Below are 25,030 nucleotides of genomic sequence, written 5' to 3'. Positions count from 1 at the left end.
ATCGATAGTGTAGCTGGTCAGATTGGAGCATATCATGGGCATCAATTCGGAAAAGCAGGCAACTAAACTCATCAAGCAAGCGCATCAAGCCGCTGGGCATATTGAAGACGCCAATACCGACCGCGAGCGCCGCGATGCGCTAATGAAACGGAAAAAAGACAATGCCACTGCGGCGAGAGAAGCTGCTGCGCAGCGGCATATTGAAAAAGCGGAGTTGGAAGAGTTAAAACGCAAAGCTAAGCAAAAGTGATCAATCTGCTTTCGATTGTCTTGATTGGATGTATTTGCTTCTAGGCCAATATTTAATTGGCTTAGGCTTTTAATACATCGAGTTTATTTTCTACTTTCGCTTGGCAATAACCCCATTTCTTTCTGCCACACCCGCCGAAAATCTCTGGCTGATGCAAATCCGGCTTGTTCGGCCACGTGTTCAATGGAGAGTTGTGGATTGGCGAGCAGGGCTTTGGCGGTGGCGATGCGGATAGCTAGCTGATATTGATGCAGCGACACGCCGCAATGCTGCGCAAATAGCCGCGCCAGATTGCGCCCGCTGGTGTGAACTTGCGCGGCGACGATATCCAGCGTCCAGCGCTCGGCAGGTGCACGGCTGATCAGGTCTTGCGCTTTGTGCACCATGGGGTGTAAGTGATTGCGGTGCGCCAGCCATGGCGAGAGTTGTGTATCTTGCCCGCTGCGGCGCAGCCAAACGACCATTTCACGCGCCACCGCTTGCGCGATCAAAGAGCCTGCGTCTTGCTCGATCAAATGCAGTGCCAAATCAATCCCCGAACAAATTCCAGCGCTGGTGGCAATCATGCCGTCTTGCACGAAAATCCTATCGTCCAGCACTTGCGCTTTGGGCGCTGCGGTTTTCAGGCGTTCGAGAATTTCGTGGTGCGTGGTGCATTGCCGTCCATCGAGCAGGCCTGCGTACGCTGCCAGCATTGTGCCTGAGCAAACGCAGGCGAGTTGATGTAGATCGGTATCAAAATGCTCGCGTAGCCACGCCACCACTTGCTGCGCTTCGGGTAATTGCAGATTCACTTTTGAGTTCTGCGCGCCAATCAGCACGATGATTGCATTGTGCGGGATCGGCTCGGGCAAGGGTGAGAGCTGATGCTGTTTGAGGCCAATCGAACAAGTCAGCTCAGCCACGGGCGCTACCATATGCAATCGATACGCTGCGCCGTGATTAGCTGCGATCTGAAACGCCTCAGCAGGGCCAGCCAAATCAAGCAGCATAAAATTGGGCGTTAGCACAAAATATAACTCGGTCATCGGTAGTTCCTACTCAAGCTACTTGCCGTCGATTGACCCAGCGCTGTACTAGATTACCGCCAAATAAATTGAGCAATAAACCCGACATTAGCAAGGCCGCGCCCCACCATTGTTGTGCCAATAGGCTTTCACCGAGCAGAATGGCCGCTGCTGATAAGCCTACCCATGGTACAAGCAGGCTAAACGGTGCGACGCGATTGCTGGGGTGACGTTTGAGCAAAATATTCCATAAACTGGTGCCGAGCAAAGTTGCGATAAAGGCCAAATAAAGTACGGCGAGCGTCGATTGCAGTGTGAAGCTTGCTAATGCGCTGCTGATGTGTGCTGGGCCTTCGATGGTGAGGCTAAGTAGAGCAAATACAAACATAGGCGCAATCGATGTCCAAACCATGAAGGCAGGCACGCTAAATTGAAAGCCTTGCTTGGCGCATTGTTTCATCACAATATTGCCCATCGCCCAGCCTGCCGCACCGCATAAGGTCATCATAAATCCCAATAAGGTCATGCTCTGCCCATGACTACTACCAATCAGCCACAGCCCGATTCCGGCGACAAATAGACCGATGAGTTGGCTGCTTTTCCACGACTCTTTAAGCCAAACTGCGGCAAAAATGAGCGTGAAAAAGGCTTGCGATTGCAATACTACCGATGCCAAGCCTGCGGGCATGCCGTTGGCCATCGCCGAAAACAAAAACGCAAAATGGCATACGCCCCACGTTAGGCCGTAGCCAAGTAGGTATTTCCACGGCAAATTCGGGCGGCGCAAGAAAAAGATCGCCGGAAACACCGTCGCGGCAAAACGTAAGGTCGCCAGTAGCAGCGGCGGCACGCCGACTAATCCCCACTTGATAACGACAAAATTAAATCCCCATGCCAACACGACAATCAGGGCGAGAGCGAGGTCACGGATTGGCATAGCAATTCCTAAGTGTTAAACGGCGACAGCATTTACAGCAAAACTGCGCACAATGTCATCCACGCTACAAATTTTGGCAAAGCGTTCATTCAGTACCAATTCGGTGCGCTCTTTGATTTCGGCTGCGCTGTAGATGTTGCCGTTGGGATGTTGCATCGCAAAAGTCAGTGTCGCCTCGGTGACAAAGTCCACGACATAGCCTAAATCAGAAGCGACGCGGGTCGTCGTTTCGCAGCATTGCTCGGTACGAATGCCGCTGATAATCAAATGCGTGATGCCTTGTTGTTGCAGCCATTCATGCAGACCCGAACCAATCAGCGCGTTGTGTACCGTTTTTTCAAATACGGGGCCAGTTAATGGTGGCAAGAAATCCATTGGTTTTACCCAATTGGACGCTTTGGAAAATGGGCCTTCTGGCGTTACATGCAGCACGGTCACCACGGGGATTGCCTGTGTTTGGCAGGCATCAATTAATTTGAGGAGCTGAGTTTGAAATGCGGGAAAGTCAGCATCGCTAAAATACGGCCGATGAAAAAATGAGTCTTGTACGTCAATAAGCAGCAGTGCCGATTTTTGATGAGACATTTTGTTTCCCCTGTTGGATAAAGTAAAGCTAGTTTATGCTTTTATTTAATGGGGGTAGAGGCGGAACGTAGACGACTTATCGGACAAAAAAAGACAAAATCCCTGCTTATTGATGAGCAGGGATTTTAAATATCGACATGGGGAGATTAATGCTTAATCAGCAACATGAACAACGAGTTTGCCGAAGTTTTTGCCTTCGAGCAGGCCGATAAATGCGGCTGGCGCATTTTCTAAACCGTCGATCCGATCTTCTTTAAATTTGATTTTCCCTGCCGCCAGCCATTCGTTCATCGCAGCGAAAAATTCGCCGTAACGGTGGCCGTAATCATCAAAAATAATAAAGCCCTGCATTTTGATGCGTTTTTTCAGTAGCGTGCCCATCAATAGCCCCAAACGATCTGGCCCTGCTGGCAATTGGCTGTCGTTATAGCTAGCGATCAAGCCACAAACAGGAACCCGCGCACCGACATTCAGCAGCGGCAATACCGCATCAAATACCGCGCCGCCGACGTTTTCAAAGTACACATCAATGCCCGCTGGGCAGGCTGCAGCAAGCTGCGCAGCAAAGTCGGGGTCTTTGCGATCGATGCAGGCATCAAAGCCCAATTCATCTGTGACATAGGCGCATTTATCCGCGCCGCCCGCAATGCCGATCACGCGGCAGCCTTGCAATTTGGCGATCTGCCCAACAATCGCGCCCACTGCGCCACTGGCTGCCGCGACCACCACGGTTTCACCAGCTTTGGGCTGGCCAATGTCGAGCAGCCCCATATAAGCAGTAAAGCCTGGCATTCCGAGTGCGCCCAGCGCAATCGAGGGTTGCGTGAGTGTGGGTGATAATTTGTTCAAGGAATCGCCATTGGCGACGGCATAGTCTTGCCAGCCGCTAAAACTGAGCACCAGATCGCCGACTTTAAAGTCGGTATGATTAGACGCTTCAACGCGCGCCACTGTGCCGCCGACCATCACGGCATTGAGTTCAACTGGCGGAGCGTAAGAAGGGGTATCGCTCATCCGGCCTCGCATATAGGGATCTAGCGACAGATACATCGTGCGAAGTAACACTTCATCGGCGGCTGGAACCGGAATGGCAGATTCCACAAGGCGGAAATTATCCAAGGTCGGCGCGCCGACAGGGCGAGAGTTCAGTACGATTTGGCGATTAGTAGTCATTTTAAAATCCTTGAAATTAAAGTGAGTTTTCTAAAATTTGGCGGCTCATTGCGAGCGTTACGTCTTGGCGTTCGCCCAGTGCGGTCATACCGTGCGCTGCTAGCTGCTTCACTACCGCATCCACTGCATCTTGGCTCAGACCGTAATCGGCAAGGCGAGTTTGAATTCCCATCGCTTCAAAGAATTCACGTGTTTTGTGGATGGCTGCTGCAATGCGTTCAGCGTCGGTGCCCTCAGTAATGTGCCAAACGCGTTCGGCGTATTGCAGCAATTTTTCACGCTTGCTCTCTGACCGCAGTGCCAAATTAGCAGGCAACACAATGGCCAACGTGCGGGCGTGGTCGATATCAAAGAGCGCGGTAAGTTCGTGACCGATCATATGTGTCGACCAATCTTGCGGCACACCAGCACCGATCAAGCCGTTCAATGCTTGCGTCGCCGCCCACATCAAATTGGCGCGCAGATCGTAATCTTGCGGATTGGCCAGCACTTTCGGGCCGATCTCAATCAAAATATTCAGTAGGCCTTCGGCATAGCGATCTTGCACCATGCCGCCCGCAGGGTAGGTAAGGTATTGCTCAACGGTGTGAACAAAGGCATCCACCACGCCATTGGCGATTTGCCGCGTTGGTAGGGTGAAGGTTTTGCTTGGATCTAAAATCGAAAATTGCGGAAATACCAGCGGATTCATAAACGGCAATTTGGTTTGCGTGGCTTTTTGTGTAATCACCGCGCCGTGATTCATTTCTGAGCCAGTCGCTGGCAGCGTCAACACCGTGCCAAATGGCAGCGCGCTGCTGATGTTTTGACCAAAGCTAGTCAAAATATCCCAAGGCTCGCCTACAAATGGCACGGCAGCGGCGACAAATTTCGTGCCGTCAATCACCGAGCCACCGCCGACTGCCAGTAGAAAATCAAGCTTTTCGGTGCGGATGATTTCGACTGCTTGCATCAGTGTTTCGTAAGTTGGATTGGGCTCAATGCCATTAAATTCATGCACTTCACGTGAACCCAGCGCGGCGCGTACTTCAGCCAATGTGCCGTTTTTACGCGCGCTTTCGCCGCCAAGCAAAACCATCACGCGGGCAGTGGCAGGCACTAATTGATCAAGCTTGGCGATGGTTTCAGTGCCGAAAACGATTTTGGTGGGGTTGAAAAATTCGAAGTTATTCATTGGGGCAATCCTTTATTAGACCAGTCGTCTAGTTGCTAGGCAAAATCGCTGGTGCGATTGATTGATTAAAAAATACTGGGTGATTTCTTACAGAAGCTAGTTCACGAAATATTTGAGCTGCACGAAAAACACTAAAGTGATACGACGTAATTTTCGTGCATTTTGTATTTTTTTTCGTGTTTTTCGTGATCTATGTTTTTTGTTAATTGATTTTCAAGATTAATTGGGTGCTTTGCATCGCCGATTCAAGTGCGCTGCGGTCACGGCGAATTTTGGTCAGCAGCGTTGCGCCCAGCCAGAGTTCATATAAATGCAAGGCAGTCTGTTCGGCATTGGCAAAGGGGGGTAATGAGCCATCCGCAGCGCCCTCACTTAAACACAGCGCGATACGTGCTAATAATTGCTGAGTGCCACGAACCAGAGTGGCGCGCATCGCTTCGGATAAATCCGAAACTTCGGCAGCTAATTTAACGGTGAGGCATTGCCCATCGCGATCATCGCAGCTTTGCGTTTCCAGCCAGCTACTCCAATACGTCAGCATCCGTTCAGCTGCTGTTGTGTCTTGGGTACTAAATAGTGAATCAAGTCGTCCGCAGTAATTGGAAAAATAGTTTTCCAGCAAGGCTTCACCAAACGCTTCTTTGGATTTGAAGTAATGGTAAAACGAGCCTTTGGGTACATCGGCAGCGGTCAAAATTTCATTTAAACCGACCGCAGAAAAGCCTTTGCCCAAAATAATCGGCTTGGCGGTATCTAAAATATGCTGACGTACGTCGATGTGATCTGAGTTCATGGGATGGATTCTAATGCTTATTAGACCGGTCGTCTAGTCAGGGTTTGTGTGTAATATTATTTATAGGATTTGAAAAGCAGAATTCGTGTCTGGCGATTAAGTCGCAGACGATGACCAGCCGCTAACAATAATAGCCATCCCCAGCAGTGCAATACCTGCGCCCAGCCAATCGGTGGTGGAGAGTTTCACACCATCGATAAAATGTAACCACAGCAAGGCCGTCGCGACATACACGCCGCCATACGCCGCATACACGCGGCCACTGGCGGCGGGGTGCAAAGTGAGTAGCCACACAAACAGCACCAAACTCGCTACAGCAGGGAGCAGCAGCCAAACGCTGCCGCCTTTGCGTAGCCACAAATAAGGCAAAAAGCAGCCGACGATTTCAGCGAGTGCTGTGATGAAAAATAAAGCCGTGGTTTTGAGTAGCATCGCGGTGGTTTTGGGGAGAGAGATACCGTTGATTGTACGCCGCAGCCGTAGGATGGGTTGAGCCATGTTTTTGGCGGTTCCATCGACGTTTCAATTCATGAGAATCGCTTCGCTGAACCCATCCTACTAGCTTTTTCTGTTTAATACGGGGGGTAGAAAGACCAAGGACTTTTGTATTGTGACGTTTGTTCCCATCGACAGTGCTCAAGTGATAGTAACCTTCGTTGCTCGAAATTATCCTCTAGTTCAAACAAAGAAATTAGTAATGTGAAATTTAGTATAGTGCCGCCAATAGTTGAGAAATTTGTAGAACCATGTAATGACTGATTTCTCCAGTCGTAGATAATATCGAATGGGTCATCAGGCCCTGCTAGAAATATGATGTGATCACGAAAACGGTCAATCAGAGATTTCAAGGTCGGACTGGCAACCAATGTGTAGTGTAAAAAAAGTAGGTCTCGAAGGCTGCTGCACTGAGCATTTCTACTCCCGTTTGGAGTGTATTTTTTGGATTTTCCCAACTTAGTTTGAATGGTGAAGTCTGTGATGACTTGCCCATTAAAAGTTACAAAGTTTGCGCACGCGCGTTTTAAAACAGCTTCAAATAATGGAAATACCATGTATGCCAAGACCAAATTTGATGCTTAAAGAAGCTGCTTGGCGTGATGGGCTTGTAGTCCCTGTATCCGATTTTGCTCCTGCCATTCTTCTTTTGAGCCCGCCGGTTTTCGGCAACCAGCCAGTGCACAATGAATTACGGCGTCATAGAGGGATTTAATTTCGTATTGCTCTGCAGGGAATAAATTAGCTTGTGGGTTGAGCAATAACTCGCCACACCAAGACCACAGTCCAAAATGATCTTGATCAATGATTGTATTCATCCCTGGGCGGAGTAGTACCTTAGAAAGACCGACCAATGAGGCGCATAGAGCTTCATGATTTAAATCATGAAATTGAATGCCATTATTCAATAGCCTAAATTTTTCTGTGTTTCCCCCCATTGTGAAGCCGCCCCCAGCTAAGGTTGATGCGTTGCACCAGTGGTCGCATAACTGCGTTATATCTGAGGCAATAAATGAAGGCATCGACGCGTCAATATTTTGTGTGTAATGAGCAAATACTACAACAGGGTTGTTTATCCGTCGCTGAATCTGTCAAATCAGTAAATTAATGAATTAGCACTCGAATTTCGCTTAGTGATCTCATTCCAGATTAGTTTTTCCCCGCAATCGGCAAATAGCCATCAAATCGCGTACTTTCGCCATCAAACACAAAATCCGGTCGTGCCCTGGCCATCAGGGGGGCGTGGCGGGGGCGTTTGACGATAATGCGTTTTTTGGCGATGAGTCGTGCGGGGGCGAGGAGCGCGTCGGCGTCTTCGTCGCCGCCGATTAGCGTTTGAAACGCTGCCATACTTTTCTTCGATTTGGCGCGCTTGCCCGGCTCGGGGAACATCGGGTCGAGATACACCACATCAAATTCTTGCTGAGCTAAAGGCCCGCTTCCGGCTGCGCGCTCCGTCAGCCATTCGCGGCCGTCGCCAAAATGCAGCGTCATTCTGGCGACAATTTCTGCGGTATGGGTATCGTGCTGCGCGCGTTGTAGGCCATCGCTGAGCAGTAAATACGCGATGGGGGTACGTTCAATCAAGGTCATCGTACAGCCTAAACTCGCCAGCACAAACGCATCGCCACCGAGGCCAGCGGTGGCGTCCAAGATGCGCGGGACATATTCGCCTTTGATACCGACTGCTTTGGCAACGGGTTGGCCGCGACCACCGCCAAATTGCCGCCGATGTGCTGCTGCGCCACTAACAAAGTCGACAAACACAGCGGCTTTTTCAGCAATCGGCTGCAGTTCTAAATGTTCATCGTTCCATTGGAGTATATGCGTAGCGCCTTCTGCTGGACTGCTCCAGATGGCAATACCTAGATATTCTGCTTGCTCAAGGAGTGCGGCGGGGGCGTTGTGGCTTAGAAGACCGATCATTGTAACTGCTCGTCATTCGTGCTCATTAAATAGTAAATACTCATAAAAATGCTTCATAAAAGTGCGGCACCGGACGATAGCGCAGCGGGTGCAGTCGTTCAACCGGATCTTGCTTATAAAACTGGGCGAGCTGCGTGTACACGGCGGGGTAGGTTTCTTGCAGCAGTAAAGGACGCTCAAAAAACACTTCGCTCAGGACTGCAAAGCATTCGGCGGGATTGGTGGCGGCGTACAGATCGATGTCGCTGGGCTCGCCAGAATGCGCGAGGGATTCCAGATGCGCAAATGCGTCGGAAAATGCGCTTTTCCAATCGTCGTGATTCATGCCGTGATGCAGCGCGGGATAGCCATTGGCGTGGCCGCCGTTGCGCATATCGAGTTTATGTGCCAATTCGTGGATGACGACATTCCAGCCGTCGAGCCACGGGCCTTCCATGACGTCATGCCATGAAAACAGCACCGGCCCATCGCCACGCGCTTGGCCGGCCAGCAATTGCTCGCCTTCATGCACCACGCCAATCGGGTCGATATGGCGGCTGTGCGCTAAAAATTGGCTGGGATAAATAATAATTTCCTGCCAGTCGTCATAGGCTTCGAAGCCCAAATTTAAAATTGGCAGCACCGCTTGCGCGGCCAAAATCACGCGCATTGGGTCAGAAAAAATCAACTCGCCTTTCGGGCTGATTGCTTTGGTATGCAAAAACCACGCGGCCAATTCGCGCAAACGCGCTAATTCGCTAACGCTTAGGTTTTTTAGTACTGGCATTGTGGTCACTGGCAGCCATAATTCATCAGCAATCGGATGCTGAGCTAACCAACGGTCACGGCGTTTTCGGCGAAAGTAGTTCAGCATGGATTTTCCTATGAGCGTCTCCATCAAATGGGTCTCGCTGCGTGCAATTCAATGGGGCGATTGTGGTGTAGTAAGGAAAAAAGCGACTTGTCATCAATCTGTTATAGAGCCGCTTAGTCGGTATGTGTATTATCAAACCCTAATAATTACAGGCTTGCCCCTATTGATTTTATTACTTTGGCCGATATCAATGGATCTGCAGCGGGCTTTTTGGGAGTGAATGTGTATGTTGAGTCGTAATCATGTCGTTGGAATTTCGGGGGCGATTTATTCGCTGGTGCTGATTGTGCTGCTGGTCGTTGTGAGTACGAGTTCTGTTGCTGCGGTGAACGATTTATTTTTTACAATTTTGTTGATTGGGCTACTTGGATTGGCTGCGCTAGTGGGCGCGCTGATTTATGGGATTAATCAACTCTTTAAGCCATTGGCGCAAATGCGCGATTTGATGCGATTGCAGGCGACAGATCGCGGCGATTTGATGACGCGTTTGCCGGTCGTTGGCTACGGTGACATTGCCGATATTTCACGCGCTTACAATGAATCGACCGATAAAGTGCAAAGCATTTTGCGCGATGTGCAGCGCGAAATGGAAGGGCTGGCGCTGGGTTTGTCTGAATTGACTTCGGTTACGCGGCAAATGGCGAAAGACACGCACACGCAATCGGATCACGCGGCATCTTCCGCAGCGACCGTCGAAGAAATCACGGTCAGCATCAATCACATCGCCGACAGCGCGCGTGATATGGATCATGTCGTTGAAGAAACGCAGCGCTTATCGAGCGATAGCGCCGATTCGGTGCTGCGTGTTTCTGAAGAAGTCGGCAAAGTGTCCGAAGCGGTTGCCGCATTGACGCAGACGATGGATGGTCTGGGTGCGCGTTCTGAAGAAATTAGTAGCATTATTGGCGTGATTAAAGACATCGCTGGGCAAACAAATTTGCTGGCACTCAACGCGGCGATTGAAGCGGCTCGCGCTGGTGATATGGGACGCGGCTTTGCCGTTGTAGCCGATGAAGTACGTAAATTGGCCGAACGCACCAGTAACGCGACGGTTGAAATCGCGCATAAAATCGAATCGGTGGGCCGAGAAACGCAAAATGCAGTTGGCAATATGTCGATTACCGCCGAGCGCGTGGCACATAGTGTGACGATGGCCGAAGACGCGCGCGGCCATATGTTGGGGATTCGTGAACACATGGGCAGCGTGGTCGTCGCAGTGCGGCAAATTGCTGAATCAACGCAAGAGCAATCATCCGCCACGCACACGCTGGCGAGTTCTGCCGAGCAGCTCGACGTGATGACGCAAGCGACCGATTCGGCGCTGCAACAAGCCACCAATACCCTTAAACATTTGGATGAACGCGCCAAGCGCCTGCTGAAAGCCGTTGGCAATTTCAAATTAGCTGATATTGAGGTTGTTCACGGTTGGGCAGCATCCAGTGAAGCGCGCGCCGTTTCGGAAATTAAAGCTTTGCTCAATGCACAAGGCCATCACTGGGCGGATGCGCAGGGCGATAATTCAGCGCCAGCGCTACGTGCTCGCGCCATGGCGGGTAATCCACCGACCGCAGCGGCTATTGGCGGCGTGAAAATCCAAAACTGGGCAAAGGACGGCGTACTCGCCAATCTCAATGAGGTAGCTCAAGCACAGGGTTGGAGCAATTTGCTGCCTGCTGTGCTCGACAAAATGATGCAGGCCAACGGCGAATACGTCGCCGTGCCGCTCGGTGTAGCGCGGGTGAATATGTTCTGGATTAACGCCGCCGTGCTTAAGCGCGCCGGTGTTGCTGCGCCGAAATCATGGGATGATTTCTTTTCCGTAGCTGAAAAACTCAAACAAGTCGGTATGCCGATGTTGGCCGTCGGCGAGCAATCGTGGCAAATCGCGACGATGTTTGAAGCGATCACCTGTGGTTTGGGCGGCGCGGCGTTTTATAACGCTGCGTTTAGCCAGCTCGACCAAAGCGCTTTGACTGGCCCAGTAATGATTCGTTGCTTTGAAACTTTGCGCCGTATGAAACCGTATTGCACTCCGGATGCAGCGGGCCGCGAATGGAATTTGGCAACGGCCGACGTGATTAATGGCCGCGCCGCGATGCAATTGATGGGCGATTGGGCGAAAGGCGAATTTGCACAAGCGGGTAAAGAGCAGGGCGTGGATTATCTGTGCGTGCCATCACCAACGCAAAACGGTGAATACAGCTTTGCAGCCGACACACTAACGATGTTCAAACAAAGCGATCCGCGCCTACACGCAGCGCAGCGGGATTTTGTGAGTTTGTTGATGAGTTCAGAAGGCCAAGAAGCGTTCAATCTTTATAAAGGCAATATTCCAGCTCGAACCGATGTGAATATGAACCGTTATGATGATTACGCCAAACAATCGTCTCGCGATTTTGCTAATGCAGCGAGCAAGCAAGTGTTGGTGCCATCGTGGGCGCATAATATGGCGCTGCAAGATGAGGTGAAATCGGCGTTCTACGATGTGGTGGATGCGTTCTGGAAAAATAACAATATGAGCGCGCAAGACGCCGCACGCCGTTTGGCCGATGCGGCTCGTCGGTAAGCTGCGGTGCTTGGTTGTTTAGGCGCAGCGGCGTAAGATTGGACCATGCTAAATTTGCGCTGGATTTTGTTGGTATTGTTTGCGCTGTCGCTGTCATTGAATATGACGGCGGCAGTGGCGCAGCCTGCGAGCGCAAATCATTGCCAGCCGTCGATGACGCAGATGATGCCCAGCGACGCATCAATGCAGGATTGCAAAGCGTGCGCTACGGATGTAAATCATTGCAGCATTTGCGTTTCTGCGCTGCCATTAATGCCTTTGCAATCGGTGATTTTTGCAGCCGATGCGATTCAAATCGCCGCGCCTGTGGTGATTTTTCAAAGCCTCACTTCTCCTCCCTTATTACCGCCTCCGGTATTTCTCGCCTAATTACGGCGCAGCCAGTGAATAACGCTTCAGCGTATGCAGTTTAAGTACTGCATGGCTGTATCGCTGCTTATTTTCTGAGCGACTGCTGGATTCAAATCGATTTTAGTTAAATGACTAGTATTGCCTTGTAGAGCTTATTAAATAAGCGATTTGTGGCAATACCTATGTATTTATCTTTTGAACTTAGCTGACTAATTAGAATGAATTGTCATCAAATTCGCCGTGCTTCATGCAAAGGCGAGCGACATTATTCATTCGGTTTACGATATGAACGAGGAATCATCATGAAATTAAAACAACTCATCACTGCACTTTTATTTGCGCCCACTTTAGCGCTGGCGGCCGCGCCAGCGGGAACGATGTATAAAGATCCGAATTGCGGCTGCTGCGGCGAGCACGCTAAATATCTGCGCGATGCAGGCTTTCAAATTAAGGAGCAGCCCAGCAATAATATGAGCGCCATCAAGCAAAAGTATGGCACCGATGCTGCGCCTAGCTGCCATACGATTGTGATTGGCGGCTATGCGGTGGAAGGGCATGTACCGGCGGTGGCGATTACTAAATTGCTGAAAGAAAAACCGAATGCCAAAGGCATCGCCGTGCCAGGTATGCCAGCGACTTCACCGGGAATGGGTGCATACAAGCCGGGGACGATTGCGGTGGTGTTGATTGGCAAAGACGGTAGCGTGAAGCCGTATGGTAATTTTTAAGTTTTAAGTCGAAATATCGTCCTACCGGCGAAAGCCGGTATTCAGAGTTTTGCTTCGATCAGCGAGCTGGATTCCGGCCTTGCCTTTAGATATGCAGCGCGCCGCCGGTAGGATGAAATCCTAAATGCTTGGCTGAGCTGATTGATTGCCGCAAAAAAGTAATGAGCTTGCGCACAGGCGCAAGCTCATTGGGGTTTTATCGTGACGAGTTTAAATTAGGACGATTTATTCCCCGCCAGCGCCTTGTTCAATCAAGCGCAATTCAGCTTGTGCATTCGGCGTGAACGGGTGCAAGTGAGATAAAAATTGGCGGCTGGCTGCGCCCCATGAATAACGCTCGGCAAAGCGGCGTACTTCATCTCTATCGATCCGTAGCGCGGCGATGCAGGCTTCGTGTAAATCCTCTTTCAGTGCGCCAGGGCCATCCGTGCCTATCACATCAATTGGCCCAGTAACTGGGTATGCGGCTACAGGGCAGCCGCAAGCCATTGCTTCGAGCAATACCAAGCCAAATGTATCGGTTTTGCTCGGGAACACAAATACGTCCGCGCTGCTATACACTTCGGCCAATTCAGTTTGGTTCAGCACACCCAGCCAGTGAATATTTTTTTGATCGCCATATTTGGCTTTCAATCCCGCGGCGGCAGGGCCATCGCCGACCACCCATTTGCTACCTGGTAAATCGAGTTCCAAAAAGGCTTCGACGTTTTTCTCAACGGCAACACGGCCCACGTAAACAAAAATTGGCGTACGCGAATTGAGTTTGTCGCGGCGACCTGGTTTAAATACATCCAAATCCACACCGCGCGACCAAATCACGACATTTTTAACGCCGCGATCGGTCAAATCTTTAACAACCACTTTGGTCGGCGCCATCACCGCTTGGGCCGAATTATGAAAGCGGCGCAACCATGCGTAAGTCACGGCCAATGGGATCGCAAAGCGCAATTGCACATATTCAGGGAAGCGCGAGTGGTACGCGGTCGTGTACGGGAGTTTATTTTTTAAGCTGTACGAGCGCGCGGCCAAGCCCAGCGGGCCTTCTGTGGCGATATGGATCGCATCAGGCGCAAAGTCACGAATACGTTGCGTCACTTTGCTGCCGGGGAACAGCGACAAGCGAATGTCGGGATAGGTGGGGCAAGGAATGGTTTTAAATTCCAGCGGAGTCAGCAATTCCACCGTGTGGCCCATTTTTCTCAGTTCAGCGGTGGTTTGTTTCAAAGTACGAACGACGCCGTTAACTTGCGGTTCCCATGCATCGGTGACGATTAAAATCTTCATGCGATAGATCCTTCCAGAGTGGTAATCGGGGTGAGTAGCGCCGCAATATCCGCGGTTTGCGCGTCGTACATTTTTTGCCAAGTGATAATTTTGAGTTCGCCGCTGTGCGTTTCGACCAAGGCGGTCAGGCTTTCCACCCAGTCACCATCGTTGCAATATTCAATGCCATCGATGATGCGCATTTCGGCTTTGTGGATATGGCCGCAAATCACGCCGTCCAGATCGCGTTTTTTGGCCTCCGATGCGACGGCTTCTTCAAAGTCAGAAACAAAACTGACCGCTTTTTTGACTTTGTGTTTGAGGTATTGCGATAAAGACCAATAACCTAAACCCATTCGAGCGCGGGCGCGGTTAAACCAGCGATTGAGTTTGAGCGTGATTTCGTAAGCTTGATCGCCAACGACGGCCAGCCAGCGCGCGCATTGAATCACGCCGTCAAATTGGTCGCCATGAATGACGAGATAGCGCTTGCCATTGGCCATCGTGTGGATGACTTCGTCTTGTATGCAAATGTCGCCAAACATGAGGCCAATAAACTGCCGTGCGCCTTCGTCGTGATTGCCAGGGATATAGGTGACTTGCGTGCCTTTGCGCGCCTTGCGGAGGATTTTTTGGATTACATCGTTGTGGCTTTGTTGCCAATACCAGCTTCGCTTCATCGCCCAGCCGTCGATAATGTCGCCAACTAGATATAATTGCTCCGATTCGGTGTGTTTTAAGAAATCTAAGAGATAATCGGCTTGGCATCCTGCGGTGCCCAAATGAATGTCAGAAATCCAGATGCTACGAAAACGCAGTTCAGACGCCATAAATCACAACTCCACTGAGGGGCTTGTGAGTCATCATGCGGATGCAATATGACAAAGGTGCGACAGTAAAATGAAGCAAATAAGACAGTTTCACGCTTTGGAACTGCATTTTTTGGCTGGAATGAGTATCTAAAAATGTTTTTGAACCGAGAATTAGAATGATGCAGTCAAGCGAACGCCCTGATACGCCTTGTGTAGCCGTGTGTTCTACTGGGATGGGCGATGATGTATGTAAAGGCTGCCAGCGCACGATGCTAGAAGTGGCGCATTGGGTCATGCTCAGCGAGGCTGAAAAAGACGTGATTTGGCAGCGCCTAGAGCAATATTGGGCCGACCAAGGGCGTACACCGCCGTGGCTGTCGCGCGGAAAGTGAGGCGTTTTTGCGACGTTTTAGCGCTTAAGCCATGCTGAAAAAGATTTACGGCAAGGCGACGTCGCGATGCAAGTACACTTTTGCCCAACAAACATAGAAAAAAATAAAACTTAAAGATAAGGCGTTCAGCGCCACGGAGAAATGATGCAACAAGGTGTACTAAAACAGTGGAAAAAAGATTTTGGCTTTATTCAAATCGATAATGGTGAGCGGATTTTTGTGCATATCAGCACCTTAAAACGCGGCGGAATTCATCAACCGCGAATTGGTGACACGATTTATTTTACTTTGGGCAAAGACAAACAAGGTCGCGCGCGCGCGCAAACGGCGGGGCGTAATCCAGAGCAACTGGAAAAAGCCAACGCCCGTCGCGCCGCGCATCGCCAAGCCAATGCTCAACCGCGCTACGACTGGATTGATTATGTCGCGCTCAGCTTATTGCCATTGGCAGTGCTCTTAGCCGCAGCGTCACCAATGCGCTGGCCGATTTTTGTCGGGATGGCGGTGTTGAGCGTGGCGAGCTATGTACTGTATGCATTTGATAAAACACAGGCACAGAAGAATGCTTGGCGAGTGCCTGAAGTCGCTTTGCATGCTTTGGCTGTATTGGGCGGCTGGCCAGGCGCTTTACTCGCGCAGCGCCGCCTGCGCCACAAAACGCAGAAAAGTACCTTTCGCTTTGTGTTTATTGCCTGCGCAGTGCTGAATGTGGCAAGTTTGTTGTGGCTGATTAAATAGATTTTTTATGGGTATATTGCTGTGGTCATTGTTTAGTAATCGCTACAGCAAGATACCTGTGTTAAATAGTCAGTTCTTATTCTAGATATCGTATAAAAAGCCGAGCCTCACAGAGTCGCTCGGCTTTTTGTTTTATTCACTTTGTGTTGTCGATTTGCCGCGCTGACGCCATTTTCGAACGATGGCGATACCTGCAATCAAAGCCAGCCAGAAAGGCCAAATTTTCGTCAAATCAATCAATGTTTCTAAACCCCTGTGCCAACCCGATTTGAAAGCTTGGCCAAGGCGGTAGAAAAATCCAGGGCTGCTCATCTCAAACGTGCCGCTGACATCGGGCATTTCGGCTTGGCTGACTTGTGTGTGTTGATACAGCGCGAGTTTGATTTCACTGAACGCGACTTGGTCGGCGAATTCTTTTTCAGTCACGATGGCCTCGTCGCGCGCACCTTTGCTGTCGTTCTGCGCCACAATCACATCCGCTTTGTCGTCTATTTTCCCGCGCTCTTGAACAATCTGGCCGAGTTGCTGCTGGCTTTCTTGATTGCGTTTGATGCCTAGTTTTTGTCGCAGTAGCTCAAATTGCGCGTCTTGTGCGGTAAAACTGCGCTGGTCTAGAAAGACGATTTGCCCCGCGATCAGGCGTAAAAATTCCTGCGTTTTGGCGCTCGGCACGCGAACGGTGAGTTCTCCATTGAGCGTGTAGGCCGTCAGTTTCAGCGCTTTGCCATCGCCAATCCGTTCCGTTTGCTCGCGCTCAACACTAGATTGAATCGTATTTTTCTCCACGAAACCACCGATATTGCCGACGATATCTTCAATCGCCAACGCCGATTGATACACATCTTTGACGCGGAATTTCACATCGGCTTTGCGAATAAATTGGCGCTCGCCATCGCTATACGTGTTGGCGCTGGAGCTGAGTTGTTGCTTGACCGAGGGAGTGCTTGGCGCTGCGGCGGATTCGACTTTGGCTGATTCGGCAGCGTAATCGCCTGATTGGCCCAGTGTGGCGGGGTCTTCTCTTTTGCCGCAAGCGCTGAGGGTGACGATGACACAAGCGATGAGCAGGATTTTTGCACGCATGGCGGCTTCCTTTTTGTGATGGGCTGGGGTGGTGCTGAATTAATTACGCCGTTTGAATTTCTGCCGTCACTGTAGTGAAATAAATTGCTTTGCTGTGTAACCAAATAAGCGTTGTTCTTATCGTTGTTTAAATGTAAAAAAACCAGCCTGATTGGCTGGTTCTATGGGTATATTAATCAACGTTTTATTCAATATGGCCTAGCTTGGTATACCTACGCTCTGTTTGGCTTTTAGAAAGGCAGGCACTTTGGCTGCCGTTTGCTGATTAATGCTGACCAGCAAGCCTGCATCAATATGTTGGCAGCGATGGTGCTGACGTAGCGCATTGGCAAGGTGATTCATCAAGTGAACGGTGACTTCGGCATCTGCTTCGGCGCGGTGAGCTTGGCCTGCAAAGCGAATATTCAGGCCGCGCGCAAGTTCGCTCAGTTTGTAGCTCGTCATTTGCGGCAGCACACGCCGCGCTAGCAGTAAGGAGCAAACGAGGTGCGAATGCTGCGGTTTGAGCTTGAGTAGCTGGCTTTCATTGAGCAAAAATTTCTGATCAAAACTAGCGTTGTGTGCGGCCAAAGCGTCTTTGCCAATAAAGCGCAGCAAGGCTGGAACGACGTCTGCCGCGCGAGGCGCCGCATTGACCATTGCTTGGCTGATGCCAGTGATTTGCGTAATCTCGTAAGGAATACGTATGCCGCAATTCACCAGCGAGCTAAAACGCTCAACAATTTGCCCGTTCACTACGCGCAGCGCCGCGACTTCGGTAATGCGTGCGCCCAGTGCGGGCGATAGGCCAGTGGTTTCAAAGTCGAGTACCACCAGTGGCGTGTCCAGCATTGCGTTTCCTTGTTGCTGCAGTTTGAATCAATGTCTTGTGGGTATTTATATCTAGCGCTTATTTGATAATGGCTAGATGGCAATACCTATGCTTATGATGTTTTCATCAGAATGCGTGAGCGGCGTACTACAGTGCTTACTGCTGGATAATTCCCAGCTTTTGGCGAATGCCATCGAGATAAACCGCCGGGTCGGGTTGGGTGTGGTTGCGCTGCGCTTGCCAGATCATTTCTGCCAAGCAATCGAGCATATCGTGCAAGGCGCGATGCGGATCGCCGACTTTAGCGTGCAGTTGTTGATACAGCGCACGAACGCCAGCGGGTTGGTCGATTGATAATTGCTCGGCTAGTGCTAAATGCAGGCTCAGATGCAAGAAAGGATTGGTATCACCGTGCTCAGGCGGCCAGTCATGATCAAGGTAATCATTGCTGAGGAATTGATGGTATTCCGGGTGCGCAATCAGCACGTCAACCAAGACAGCCTCCAAATCCGCGAGCGGCTGGCCTTGCTGATGTTTTTGCCAAGTCTGAATAAAAAAGCGCCGCGCTTCATCGCGGCTGGGATTAAATAGCATGTGTGATGAGTCTTAATGGGTTGGCGGTGTATTTATAAAGCTAAAAATATTTAGTCCACGAAAGACACGAAAAGCACGAAAAAATCTTAATTCAAGAGTGAATGCGGTTCGCTGAATAAAAAACGGTTCGGCTCAGAAACGCTGAGTAGATAAGAGCTATAAAACTCAATAGTTGTTTTAGTGTTTTTTTTCGTGGCTTTCGTGCTTTTCGTGGACTGATGAATTTGATGTTTTCAGTCGAATAAAGCAACAAGGACGCTATTGTCGACCACTTGATTACTTTTGGCGAGCGGCACAATCTGGCCATTGCCATAAAAGCCGGCGAACGGCACGCCAGGTAGCGCGCTGCGCAGTACATTCCAATCGGGTTCGCTGATGCCGCTGCCCGCCATGGCGCGGCGATGGCCGGAAAATACCAGCGCCCAGCGCGGCTGCGCGCGTCCAGCTAGGCTGCTCATCAATTGCAGGCCTAAATCTTGACTGGCGGCGGCGCTATCAAAATGTCCCCAGCACAACGCCGCGCCTTGCGGTAACTCCTGCGCCAGCATAATCGATTGCTTGTGCTCGTCGATGCCAATGACTGGAATCCATTGGGTTTCTTGTGCTGAATCACCGATTCCGGCCATTAAATTATGCAGATCATATTGGCGTAGCCACGGGCGCAAAGTGGGGAAGGCAGCTAAGTTGTCGAGTGTGTCGAGCATTAAACCGTGGCTGGCGGTGATGATGTGGCGCGGGCTGAGCGCTTGGAAGCCTTGCGAAATCACGATGTCACGCGGTGCGAGCGGCGTTTCGACAAAGCCATTGTGTTGGCGGCCATTTTGCCAAATTGCATACGCGCCATTGCCAGTCGCGTCGCCAGCGATGCCGCCAAAACGTTGTCCGCCACGGTTGAGCCAATGTTGGTTGATGGTATTGGGGGCGGCTAAAGCAAAGAAACTATTACCTGTTGTTGAGTGTAGTTCGGCGGGTAATACGATGGCGGCAGCTGCGGGGGCGTCGAGTGACCAGTCTTGATCGCTAAATACGCCAGCAGCACTGGCACCGAAAACATCAAAGCTGCCGGTCACTTGCGTGACGGCTCGTAGTGTCGTATCGATATCGTGCTGGAAATGCGTGGAGAGAAATAAATAAATCCGTCCAGCTTGGCTTAATCCGCCGCGTGCCATAGCGGAGCTGACTGCCGCAATGGCAACTTGGGCGGTGGCGCGTGGACCATGAGCGTAGCCGCTGGCTGGATTCATTGAGTTACCTAAACATTGTAAGTCTCTGCGACAATACACAGAGTAGACCTTAACGAGCAATGCAATGAGTCACATTTACGATTTTTCGGTTCAAACCTTAGCAGGCGAAACACAAAGTTTGGCGGCGTACCGTGGCAAAGTGCTGTTGATTGTCAATGTCGCCAGCCAGTGCGGTTTTACTGCGCAATATGCCGATTTGCAAACGCTCTATTCGCAATATCGTGAGCAGGGCTTGGTGATTTTAGGCTTTCCTTGTGATCAATTTGGTGGGCAAGAGCCAGGTTCCGCCGCTGAAATCGCGCAGTTTTGCCAGCTTAATTTTGGCGTCGAGTTTCCAATGTTTGCCAAAGTTGATGTCAATGGTGAGCAAGCAGAGCCACTTTTTACATATCTAAAGCAGCAGCGACGTGGTTTTTTGGGTTCGCGGCGAATTAAATGGAATTTTACGAAGTTTGTCATTAATCGAGAAGGGCACGTTATTCAGCGATTTGCGCCGTATCGAAAAATTACAGATTTAAGGCAGTTTATTGAAAAGTTACTGGGAACGGTCTGAGTCAATACGGATTTGCATTGATGGGAAAGGGCTTTTACGGTAGAATTCGGCCAATTTTGTAGCTATCAAAACGGGGTTGGCCAAGCTAACTCCGTTTTTGTACGCCTACCCCACAGATTTTGACTTATTGGGCGCAATGCCCTGGAGCCGCCCCGTGTCCACGACAGTTCCCACGCCAGCCACAACCCCCGCCATTTTGGCGCTTGCCGACGGTACAATTTTTCATGGTATTTCAATTGGTACTGATGGTGAAACCATCGGCGAGGTGGTATTTAATACCTCAATGACCGGTTACCAAGAAATTTTGACTGATCCTTCATATACCAAACAAATCGTTACTTTAACTTACCCGCATATCGGTAATTACGGTGTGAATGCTGAAGACACTGAAAGCCGTGGTGTCTTTGCTGAAGGCCTGATCATTCGCGATTTGCCTTTGCTGCATTCTAACTTCCGCGCCACGATGAGCTTGGGGGAGTATCTCAAGCAAAACAAGGTGGTGGCTATTGCGGATATCGATACCCGTAAATTAACGCGTATTTTGCGCGAAAAAGGCGCTCAGCCTGGCTGCATTATCAGCGGTGAAAATATCGATGAAGTTGCGGCCGTTGCCAAAGCAAAATCCTTCGGTTCGATGGCCGGTCAAGATTTGGCTAAAGTTGTGAGCTGTGAGAAACCGTTTGAGTGGACAACGGCAGAGTGGAAATTGGGCGTGGGCTATACCGTGCAATCCAATCCGCAATACCATGTTGTGGCTTACGATTTTGGCGTGAAATACAATATTTTGCGCATGCTCGCTGAGCGTGGTTGCAAATTGACCGTTGTTCCTGCGCAAACTTCGGCTGCTGACGTATTGGCACTCAATCCAGATGGCGTGTTTTTGTCGAACGGTCCTGGCGATCCTGAGCCATGTGATTATGCAATCACTGCGATTCAAGAATTGCTGGCGAAAAAACTCCCGATTTTTGGTATCTGTTTGGGGCATCAATTGCTCGGTTTGGCTGCGGGCGGCAAAACCAGCAAAATGAAATTTGGCCATCACGGCGCAAACCATCCAGTGCAAGATTTGGATAGCAAACATGTGATGATTACCAGCCAAAATCATGGCTTCCAAGTGGATGAAACCAGCTTGCCAGCCAATGTACGTGTTACACATCGTTCATTGTTTGACGGCACAGTGCAAGGGATTGAGTTGACTGATGCTCCGGCATTTTCATTCCAAGGCCACCCAGAAGCGAGCCCAGGCCCGCACGATGTGGCGTACTTGTTTGATAAGTTCATTGCGCAATTGGCAGAACGTAAGGTGTGAGAATGGGCGGCTTGCTAAAACAAGCCGCATGAGTTCGAACTGATTATCCATGTTTAGATGAAGGAGTTAGGCGCTTAGAGCTGCAGGTTGAGGTGAAAATCTCCTTGTATTCGTAGCGCCTCACATAACAATGCCAAAACGTACAGACTTAAAAAGCATTTTGATTATTGGCGCTGGTCCGATTGTCATCGGGCAAGCGTGTGAATTTGACTACTCTGGCGCGCAAGCTTGTAAAGCGCTGCGCGAAGAGGGTTACAAAGTTATTTTGGTGAACAGTAACCCTGCCACCATCATGACCGATCCAAATATGGCCGATGTGACTTATATCGAGCCAATTACATGGCAAGTGGTTGAGAAAATCATTGCAAAAGAGCGCCCGGATGCGATCTTGCCGACGATGGGTGGCCAAACTGCACTGAATTGTGCGCTGGATTTGTGGCACAACGGCGTATTGGATAAATACAAGGTTGAATTGATTGGCGCCACGCCAGAAGCCATCGACAAAGCCGAAGATCGCCAAAAATTCAAAGTGGCGATGGATAAAATCGGTCTAGGTTCGGCGCGTTCTGGCATTGCGCACAGCTTAGAAGAATCATTGGCAGTGCAAGCGCAAGTGGGCTTCCCGACGATTATTCGTCCATCGTTCACGATGGGCGGCTCGGGCGGCGGTATTGCCTACAATATGCAAGAATTCATTGAAATCTGTACGCGCGGCCTTGATTTGTCGCCAACCAAAGAATTGCTGATTGAAGAATCGCTGCTTGGTTGGAAAGAGTACGAGATGGAAGTGGTTCGCGATAAGAACGACAACTGCATCATCATTTGCTCGATTGAAAATCTGGACCCAATGGGCGTGCATACCGGCGATTCGATCACCGTTGCACCGGCGCAAACATTGACGGACAAAGAATACCAAATCATGCGCAATGCATCGATTGCGGTTCTGCGTGAAATCGGTGTGGATACCGGTGGCTCGAACGTGCAGTTCTCGGTGAATCCAGAAGATGGCCGTTTGATCGTCATCGAAATGAATCCACGCGTATCACGCTCTTCAGCACTGGCGTCAAAAGCAACCGGCTTCCCGATTGCCAAAGTGGCGGCAAAATTGGCGGTGGGTTACACGCTGGATGAACTTAAAAACGAAATTACTGGCGGCAAAACGCCAGCATCGTTTGAGCCTTCAATCGATTACGTCGTAACCAAGATTCCTCGTTTCGCGTTCGAGAAATTCCCGCAAGCCAATGACCGCCTGACGACACAAATGAAATCGGTCGGCGAAGTGATGGCAATTGGTCGCACGCAACAAGAATCATTGCAAAAAGCCTTGCGTGGTCTTGAGACTGGTATGTCGGGTTTTGATGAGATCACGACGGATCGCACCAAGATTGAATCAGAAATCGCTACACCAGGTCCAGAGCGCCTGTGGTACGTCGCTGACGCGTTCCGCGTTGGTTTGACGCTGGACGAAGTTCACAATATTTCGAAAATCGATCCATGGTTCTTGGTGCAAATTCAAGATATCTTGAATGACGAAGCGGCATTGCGTGGTCGTGCAGTCGATAGCCTGACGAAAGCTGAATTCCGCAAATTGAAACGCAAAGGTTTCTCGGATCGTCGCTTGGGTACTTTGCTCGGTTGTGATCAAAATGCGGTGCGTAAAGCGCGTCATGCATTTGGTGTTCGTCCAGTGTATAAGCGTGTAGATACCTGCGCCGCTGAGTTTGCAAGCGATACTGCTTATATGTATTCGACTTACGAAGAAGAGTGCGAAGCAGCGCCGACGAACAAAAAGAAAGTGATGATCTTGGGCGGTGGCCCGAACCGAATTGGTCAAGGGATTGAGTTTGACTATTGCTGCGTTCACGCCGCCTTGGCCTTGCGCGAAGATGGTTACGAAACCATTATGGTCAATTGCAATCCAGAAACGGTTTCAACTGATTACGATACGTCTGATCGCCTGTATTTCGAGCCATTGACGCTGGAAGACGTGTTGGAAATCGTTGCAGTAGAAAAACCATTCGGCGTGATCGTGCAGTACGGTGGTCAAACACCATTAAAATTGGCGCGTGCGCTCGAAGCCAACGGTGTACCAATCGTTGGTACTAGCCCAGACATGATCGACGCCGCTGAAGATCGCGAGCGTTTCCAAAAATTATTGCAAGACTTGAATCTACGCCAACCGCCAAACGCCACTGCGCGTACTGAACAAGATGCGCTGCATTTGGCGCGCGGCTTGGGTTATCCGTTGGTCGTTCGTCCATCGTATGTATTGGGCGGCCGCGCGATGGAAATCGTTCATTCGGATAAAGACCTTGAGCGTTATATGCGCGAAGCGGTCAAAGTATCAAATGATTCGCCAGTACTCTTGGATCGTTTTCTGAATGATGCGATTGAAGTCGATGTGGATGCGATTTCGGACGGCACTGATGTGATCATCGGCGGCATTATGGAGCATATCGAGCAAGCGGGTGTTCACTCGGGTGACTCTGCGTGTTCATTGCCACCGTATTCATTAAGCAAAGAGCTGCAAGATGAATTGCGTCGCCAAACCGTATTGATGGCGAAAGGTTTGAACGTGATTGGCTTGATGAATGTGCAGTTTGCGATTCAAGGCAAGGGCGATGACGCTAAAGTCTTTGTGTTGGAAGTGAATCCTCGCGCTTCGCGTACTGTGCCGTATGTATCGAAAGCGACTAGCGTTGCATTGGCGAAAGTCGCTGCGCGTTGTATGGTTGGCCAGTCTTTGGTGTCGCAAGGTGTGACTGTGGAAGTGATTCCACCGTATTACTCGGTGAAAGAAGCGGTATTCCCATTTGCTAAATTTCCTGGTGTGGATTCAATTCTGGGCCCAGAAATGAAATCGACCGGCGAAGTGATGGGCGTGGGTACGACCTTTGCTGAAGCTTTTGTGAAATCGCAATTGGCGGCCGGTGTGGTATTGCCGAGCAGTGGTAGTGTGTTTATTTCGGTACGTGAAGGTGATAAACCAGCCGCTATCGAATGCGCGACGATCATGAATCAGTTGGGCTTTAAAGTGCTAGCAACCAAAGGCACAGCGGCAGCGATTGAAGCGGCGGGTGTTGCGGTGACTGCGGTGAATAAAGTGACGGAAGGTCGCCCACACATCGTTGATATGATTGTGAATGGCGAAGTCGGTATGATTTTCAATACCGTGGACGAGCGTCGTCAAGCGATTCAAGATAGTTACTCGATTCGTCATGAAGCATTGAAAGCCAAATTGCCGGTGTTTACAACGATTGCGGGTGCGAAAGCGGCTTGCGTCGGGATTCGTGATATGAAAGAGTTGAACGTTTACAGCCTGCAAGACTTGCATTTGCAACTGAATAACTGATAACGTATTGCACTTCAAGTGAAGCCGCCGCCCCAGATTGG

At 50.3% G+C, this 25,030-nt stretch carries 25 protein-coding genes; 9 read left to right on the top strand and 16 right to left on the bottom strand.

Translation table 11 applies throughout. The features are described 5' to 3' along the window. Positions 1-34: 34 nt before the first annotated feature. Complete coding sequence (locus Q320_RS0102855) at positions 35-250, top strand: hypothetical protein (RefSeq protein ID WP_027467752.1); 216 nt, start codon at positions 35-37, stop codon at positions 248-250. A gap of 83 nt (positions 251-333) precedes the next feature. Here Q320_RS0102855 and Q320_RS18200 read toward each other — a convergent pair whose 3' ends face one another. The 10 genes from Q320_RS18200 to Q320_RS18195 all read right to left on the bottom strand — a co-directional run bounded on the left by Q320_RS18200 (position 334) and on the right by Q320_RS18195 (position 9,193). After that, complete coding sequence (locus Q320_RS18200) at positions 334-1,278, bottom strand: GlxA family transcriptional regulator (protein ID WP_035852006.1); 945 nt, start codon at positions 1,276-1,278, stop codon at positions 334-336. Between the two features lie 13 nt (positions 1,279-1,291). Further along, positions 1,292-2,194: an EamA family transporter gene (locus tag Q320_RS0102845; protein ID WP_027467751.1), complete on the bottom strand. Its 903-nt coding sequence runs from the start codon at positions 2,192-2,194 to the stop codon at positions 1,292-1,294. 15 nt (positions 2,195-2,209) lie between these two features. Further along, positions 2,210-2,779, bottom strand: a complete 570-nt coding sequence (locus tag Q320_RS0102840) for an isochorismatase family protein (RefSeq protein ID WP_027467750.1) — start codon at positions 2,777-2,779, stop codon at positions 2,210-2,212. Between the two features lie 153 nt (positions 2,780-2,932). Continuing rightward, positions 2,933-3,952, bottom strand: coding sequence for an NADPH-dependent curcumin/dihydrocurcumin reductase (gene curA, locus Q320_RS0102835; RefSeq protein ID WP_027467749.1), 1,020 nt, complete (start codon positions 3,950-3,952; stop codon positions 2,933-2,935). Positions 3,953-3,968: 16 nt separating this feature from the next. Further along, complete coding sequence (locus Q320_RS0102830; protein WP_027467748.1) at positions 3,969-5,126, bottom strand: iron-containing alcohol dehydrogenase; 1,158 nt, start codon at positions 5,124-5,126, stop codon at positions 3,969-3,971. Between the two features lie 202 nt (positions 5,127-5,328). Continuing rightward, the gene (locus Q320_RS0102825; protein WP_027467747.1) at positions 5,329-5,919 is read right to left on the bottom strand and encodes a TetR/AcrR family transcriptional regulator; all 591 of its coding nucleotides are present in this window, start codon (positions 5,917-5,919) and stop codon (positions 5,329-5,331) included. Between the two features lie 96 nt (positions 5,920-6,015). Then, complete coding sequence (locus Q320_RS0102820; RefSeq protein WP_027467746.1) at positions 6,016-6,351, bottom strand: YnfA family protein; 336 nt, start codon at positions 6,349-6,351, stop codon at positions 6,016-6,018. Positions 6,352-6,995: 644 nt separating this feature from the next. After that, entirely contained in the window at positions 6,996-7,436 is a 441-nt protein-coding gene (locus Q320_RS0102810) for a hypothetical protein (protein ID WP_027467745.1), read from the bottom strand. A gap of 127 nt (positions 7,437-7,563) precedes the next feature. After that, entirely contained in the window at positions 7,564-8,340 is a 777-nt protein-coding gene (locus Q320_RS0102805; protein ID WP_027467744.1) for a class I SAM-dependent methyltransferase, read from the bottom strand. Between the two features lie 40 nt (positions 8,341-8,380). Next, entirely contained in the window at positions 8,381-9,193 is an 813-nt protein-coding gene (locus tag Q320_RS18195; protein ID WP_084282312.1) for a M90 family metallopeptidase, read from the bottom strand. 226 nt (positions 9,194-9,419) lie between these two features. Here Q320_RS18195 and Q320_RS20545 point away from each other — a divergent pair, with 226 nt between their 5' ends. From Q320_RS20545 to Q320_RS0102785, 3 genes are all read left to right on the top strand, one after another. Continuing rightward, entirely contained in the window at positions 9,420-11,759 is a 2,340-nt protein-coding gene (locus tag Q320_RS20545) for an extracellular solute-binding protein (protein WP_051534409.1), read from the top strand. A 45-nt stretch (positions 11,760-11,804) separates the two neighbouring features. Further along, the gene (locus Q320_RS0102790) at positions 11,805-12,128 is read left to right on the top strand and encodes a hypothetical protein (protein ID WP_027467743.1); all 324 of its coding nucleotides are present in this window, start codon (positions 11,805-11,807) and stop codon (positions 12,126-12,128) included. Positions 12,129-12,412: 284 nt separating this feature from the next. After that, positions 12,413-12,838 (top strand): DUF411 domain-containing protein, encoded by a 426-nt coding sequence (locus Q320_RS0102785; protein WP_035852003.1) that lies wholly within the window; start codon positions 12,413-12,415, stop codon positions 12,836-12,838. 225 nt (positions 12,839-13,063) lie between these two features. On the opposite strand, the gene Q320_RS0102775 is transcribed toward Q320_RS0102785, so the two are convergent. Further along, positions 13,064-14,122 carry a glycosyltransferase family 4 protein gene (locus tag Q320_RS0102775; protein WP_027467741.1) on the bottom strand — a complete coding sequence of 353 codons (1,059 nt, stop codon included), beginning with the start codon at positions 14,120-14,122 and terminating at the stop codon, positions 13,064-13,066. Continuing rightward, positions 14,119-14,931, bottom strand: coding sequence for a UDP-2,3-diacylglucosamine diphosphatase (locus Q320_RS18185; protein WP_035852001.1), 813 nt, complete (start codon positions 14,929-14,931; stop codon positions 14,119-14,121). The genes Q320_RS0102775 and Q320_RS18185 overlap by 4 nt, the downstream gene beginning before the upstream one ends. Positions 14,932-15,089: 158 nt before the next feature. On the opposite strand from Q320_RS18185, the gene Q320_RS0102765 reads away from it, so the two are divergent. Together Q320_RS0102765 and Q320_RS18180 are read left to right on the top strand one after the other, a co-directional pair. Next, entirely contained in the window at positions 15,090-15,305 is a 216-nt protein-coding gene (locus Q320_RS0102765) for a DUF1289 domain-containing protein (RefSeq protein ID WP_027467740.1), read from the top strand. Positions 15,306-15,449: 144 nt separating this feature from the next. After that, the gene (locus tag Q320_RS18180) at positions 15,450-16,043 is read left to right on the top strand and encodes a DUF1294 domain-containing protein (RefSeq protein WP_051534408.1); all 594 of its coding nucleotides are present in this window, start codon (positions 15,450-15,452) and stop codon (positions 16,041-16,043) included. 132 nt (positions 16,044-16,175) lie between these two features. Here the strand turns inward: Q320_RS18180 and Q320_RS0102755 are convergent, their stop codons facing one another. The 4 genes from Q320_RS0102755 to Q320_RS0102740 all read right to left on the bottom strand — a co-directional run bounded on the left by Q320_RS0102755 (position 16,176) and on the right by Q320_RS0102740 (position 19,775). Continuing rightward, positions 16,176-17,126: a DUF4349 domain-containing protein gene (locus Q320_RS0102755; RefSeq protein WP_027467739.1), complete on the bottom strand. Its 951-nt coding sequence runs from the start codon at positions 17,124-17,126 to the stop codon at positions 16,176-16,178. A gap of 198 nt (positions 17,127-17,324) precedes the next feature. After that, positions 17,325-17,957, bottom strand: a complete 633-nt coding sequence (locus Q320_RS0102750) for a 3'-5' exonuclease (protein ID WP_027467738.1) — start codon at positions 17,955-17,957, stop codon at positions 17,325-17,327. 136 nt (positions 17,958-18,093) lie between these two features. Then, complete coding sequence (locus Q320_RS0102745; RefSeq protein ID WP_027467737.1) at positions 18,094-18,531, bottom strand: DUF1841 family protein; 438 nt, start codon at positions 18,529-18,531, stop codon at positions 18,094-18,096. Positions 18,532-18,764: 233 nt separating this feature from the next. Beyond that, positions 18,765-19,775 carry an FIST N-terminal domain-containing protein gene (locus Q320_RS0102740; protein WP_027467736.1) on the bottom strand — a complete coding sequence of 337 codons (1,011 nt, stop codon included), beginning with the start codon at positions 19,773-19,775 and terminating at the stop codon, positions 18,765-18,767. Positions 19,776-19,839: 64 nt separating this feature from the next. Here Q320_RS0102740 and Q320_RS0102735 point away from each other — a divergent pair, with 64 nt between their 5' ends. The 3 genes from Q320_RS0102735 to carB all read left to right on the top strand — a co-directional run bounded on the left by Q320_RS0102735 (position 19,840) and on the right by carB (position 24,989). After that, a complete protein-coding gene (locus Q320_RS0102735) occupies positions 19,840-20,328 on the top strand; it encodes a glutathione peroxidase (RefSeq protein ID WP_027467735.1) in 489 nt (162 codons plus the stop codon). A gap of 154 nt (positions 20,329-20,482) precedes the next feature. Then, positions 20,483-21,637: a glutamine-hydrolyzing carbamoyl-phosphate synthase small subunit gene (carA, locus tag Q320_RS0102730; protein ID WP_035851998.1), complete on the top strand. Its 1,155-nt coding sequence runs from the start codon at positions 20,483-20,485 to the stop codon at positions 21,635-21,637. A 130-nt stretch (positions 21,638-21,767) separates the two neighbouring features. After that, on the top strand, positions 21,768-24,989 hold the full coding sequence (gene carB, locus Q320_RS0102725; RefSeq protein WP_027467733.1) for a carbamoyl-phosphate synthase large subunit: 3,222 nt from the start codon (positions 21,768-21,770) through the stop codon (positions 24,987-24,989). Positions 24,990-25,030: the final 41 nt, after the last annotated feature.

This window comes from Deefgea rivuli DSM 18356, assembly GCF_000620145.1.
Taxonomy (GTDB): Bacteria; Pseudomonadota; Gammaproteobacteria; order Burkholderiales; family Chitinibacteraceae; genus Deefgea; species Deefgea rivuli.
The sequence above is the reverse complement of the archived record's forward strand: the minus strand, read 5'-3'. Positions and strand labels throughout refer to the sequence as shown.

Excerpts from the sequence above, each read along its gene's own strand:
- Q320_RS0102855 (WP_027467752.1), top strand. The coding sequence starts at position 35 with ATGGGCATCAATTCGGAAAAGCAGGCAACTAAACTCATCAAGCAAGCG.
- Q320_RS18200 (WP_035852006.1), bottom strand. The coding sequence starts at position 1,278 with ATGACCGAGTTATATTTTGTGCTAACGCCCAATTTTATGCTGCTTGAT.
- Q320_RS0102845 (WP_027467751.1), bottom strand. The coding sequence starts at position 2,194 with ATGCCAATCCGTGACCTCGCTCTCGCCCTGATTGTCGTGTTGGCATGG.
- Q320_RS0102840 (WP_027467750.1), bottom strand. The coding sequence starts at position 2,779 with ATGTCTCATCAAAAATCGGCACTGCTGCTTATTGACGTACAAGACTCA.
- curA (WP_027467749.1), bottom strand. The coding sequence starts at position 3,952 with ATGACTACTAATCGCCAAATCGTACTGAACTCTCGCCCTGTCGGCGCG.
- Q320_RS0102830 (WP_027467748.1), bottom strand. The coding sequence starts at position 5,126 with ATGAATAACTTCGAATTTTTCAACCCCACCAAAATCGTTTTCGGCACT.
- Q320_RS0102825 (WP_027467747.1), bottom strand. The coding sequence starts at position 5,919 with ATGAACTCAGATCACATCGACGTACGTCAGCATATTTTAGATACCGCC.
- Q320_RS0102820 (WP_027467746.1), bottom strand. The coding sequence starts at position 6,351 with ATGCTACTCAAAACCACGGCTTTATTTTTCATCACAGCACTCGCTGAA.
- Q320_RS0102810 (WP_027467745.1), bottom strand. The coding sequence starts at position 7,436 with ATGCCTTCATTTATTGCCTCAGATATAACGCAGTTATGCGACCACTGG.
- Q320_RS0102805 (WP_027467744.1), bottom strand. The coding sequence starts at position 8,340 with ATGATCGGTCTTCTAAGCCACAACGCCCCCGCCGCACTCCTTGAGCAA.
- Q320_RS18195 (WP_084282312.1), bottom strand. The coding sequence starts at position 9,193 with ATGCTGAACTACTTTCGCCGAAAACGCCGTGACCGTTGGTTAGCTCAG.
- Q320_RS20545 (WP_051534409.1), top strand. The coding sequence starts at position 9,420 with ATGTTGAGTCGTAATCATGTCGTTGGAATTTCGGGGGCGATTTATTCG.
- Q320_RS0102790 (WP_027467743.1), top strand. The coding sequence starts at position 11,805 with ATGCTAAATTTGCGCTGGATTTTGTTGGTATTGTTTGCGCTGTCGCTG.
- Q320_RS0102785 (WP_035852003.1), top strand. The coding sequence starts at position 12,413 with ATGAAATTAAAACAACTCATCACTGCACTTTTATTTGCGCCCACTTTA.
- Q320_RS0102775 (WP_027467741.1), bottom strand. The coding sequence starts at position 14,122 with ATGAAGATTTTAATCGTCACCGATGCATGGGAACCGCAAGTTAACGGC.
- Q320_RS18185 (WP_035852001.1), bottom strand. The coding sequence starts at position 14,931 with ATGGCGTCTGAACTGCGTTTTCGTAGCATCTGGATTTCTGACATTCAT.
- Q320_RS0102765 (WP_027467740.1), top strand. The coding sequence starts at position 15,090 with ATGATGCAGTCAAGCGAACGCCCTGATACGCCTTGTGTAGCCGTGTGT.
- Q320_RS18180 (WP_051534408.1), top strand. The coding sequence starts at position 15,450 with ATGCAACAAGGTGTACTAAAACAGTGGAAAAAAGATTTTGGCTTTATT.
- Q320_RS0102755 (WP_027467739.1), bottom strand. The coding sequence starts at position 17,126 with ATGCGTGCAAAAATCCTGCTCATCGCTTGTGTCATCGTCACCCTCAGC.
- Q320_RS0102750 (WP_027467738.1), bottom strand. The coding sequence starts at position 17,957 with ATGCTGGACACGCCACTGGTGGTACTCGACTTTGAAACCACTGGCCTA.
- Q320_RS0102745 (WP_027467737.1), bottom strand. The coding sequence starts at position 18,531 with ATGCTATTTAATCCCAGCCGCGATGAAGCGCGGCGCTTTTTTATTCAG.
- Q320_RS0102740 (WP_027467736.1), bottom strand. The coding sequence starts at position 19,775 with ATGAATCCAGCCAGCGGCTACGCTCATGGTCCACGCGCCACCGCCCAA.
- Q320_RS0102735 (WP_027467735.1), top strand. The coding sequence starts at position 19,840 with ATGAGTCACATTTACGATTTTTCGGTTCAAACCTTAGCAGGCGAAACA.
- carB (WP_027467733.1), top strand. The coding sequence starts at position 21,768 with ATGCCAAAACGTACAGACTTAAAAAGCATTTTGATTATTGGCGCTGGT.